Annotated in this window: 1 protein-coding gene; it reads right to left on the reverse strand. The window is 65.6% G+C overall.

The features are described 5' to 3' along the window. Positions 1-31: 31 nt before the first annotated feature. On the reverse strand, positions 32-1,352 hold a 1,321-nt coding region (locus tag ACZ6EM_RS40440), incomplete at its 5' end, for an FAD-binding protein (protein WP_465774687.1).

Consider the following 1,352-nt stretch of genomic DNA (forward strand, 5'->3'; position numbering starts at 1 on the left):
TGTGGTGTGTGGTGTGTGGTGTGTTTTGGGGTTAGGGGAAGATGTTGTGGCCGGGGGTGAGGGTGTGGGTGGGGTCGTAGGTGTTTTTGGCGTTGGTGAGGGTGGTCCAGTGGGGGCCGTAGTGGTGTTGCCAGTCGGTGGGGGTCATGTGGGGGATGGCGCCGACGAGGTAGCGTTTGGCGCCGAGTTGGGTGGCGGTGTTGTAGAGGTTGCGGTTGCGGGTGAGGTGGGTGGTGGGGTTGGTGGTGGGGTGGGGGAAGGCGAGGAGGTCGAAGAGGTAGGCGGTGGGTTCGTTGGGGGTGATGGCGAGGGGGTGGGTGAGTTTGTTGGTGTGGAAGGGGTAGCAGAGGAGGAGGCCGGGGCCGATGTCGTCGGGGGTGAGTTGGGGGAGGGTGTGGTTGAGGAAGGTGGGGGTGGTGGTGGCGGGGAGGAAGAGGGAGAGCCAGGGTTTGGGGGTGTTCCAGTAGCCGAGGTTTTTGATGGTGTCGGCGAAGGTGTCGGCGCGGTAGGTGTATTCGCGGTAGGTCTGGTCGGTGATGGTGGTGGTGGTGGGGTTGAGGTCGGTGAGGAGGGGGGTGGGGTTGGGGGGTGTGGTGCCGTTGTAGTGGGTGACGGCTTCGATTTTGTAGTGGGGGGGTTGTCCGTTGGGTTGGATGAGGATTTCGCCGACCTGGGAGGGGAAGCGGCCGTCGTTGAGGATGGTTTGTTGGTCGGTGAGGAAGGTGTGTTGGTCGGTGTAGGTGAGGGTGAGGATGCGGGCGTTCTGGGGGGCGGGGACGAGTTTGAGGGTGGCTTTGGTGATGATGCCGACTTGGCCGGCGCCGGCGAGGGCGGTGTGGAAGAGGTCGGGGTTTCGGGTGGGGGAGGCGGTGAGGATGCGGCCGGTGCCGGTGACGATTTCGATGGCTTCGACGGTGTCGGCCTGGAGGCCGTGTTTGTGGACGGTGGAGCCGATGCCGCCGATGCTGATGGTGCCGCCGATGGAGAGGTGGAGGTAGTCGGTGAGGGCGGGGGGTGTGAGGTTTTGGGCGAGGGTGGCTTCGGTGAGTTGGGCCCAGGTGACGCCGGTGTCGACGGTGGCGTTGGTGGGGGTGATGGTGTGGATGCGGTTGAGGGCGCGGGCGTTGATGCTGATGCCGCCGGCGACGCCGGCCTGGCCGTAGTTGGAGTGTGATTCGAGGTCGTTTCCGGTGCCGCTCTGGCCGTTCATGGCGACTTTGAGGTTGTTGCGGCGGGCGAAGTCGATGATGGTGGCGATGTCGGGGGCGCCGGTGGGGTGGAGGACGGCGTAGGGGGTGTTGGTGGTGAGGCGGCCGAAGTCGTGGGCGTGGGCGTTGCGGGTGGTGGGGCTG

It is taken from the genome of Kitasatospora sp. NPDC041917 (assembly GCF_055589745.1).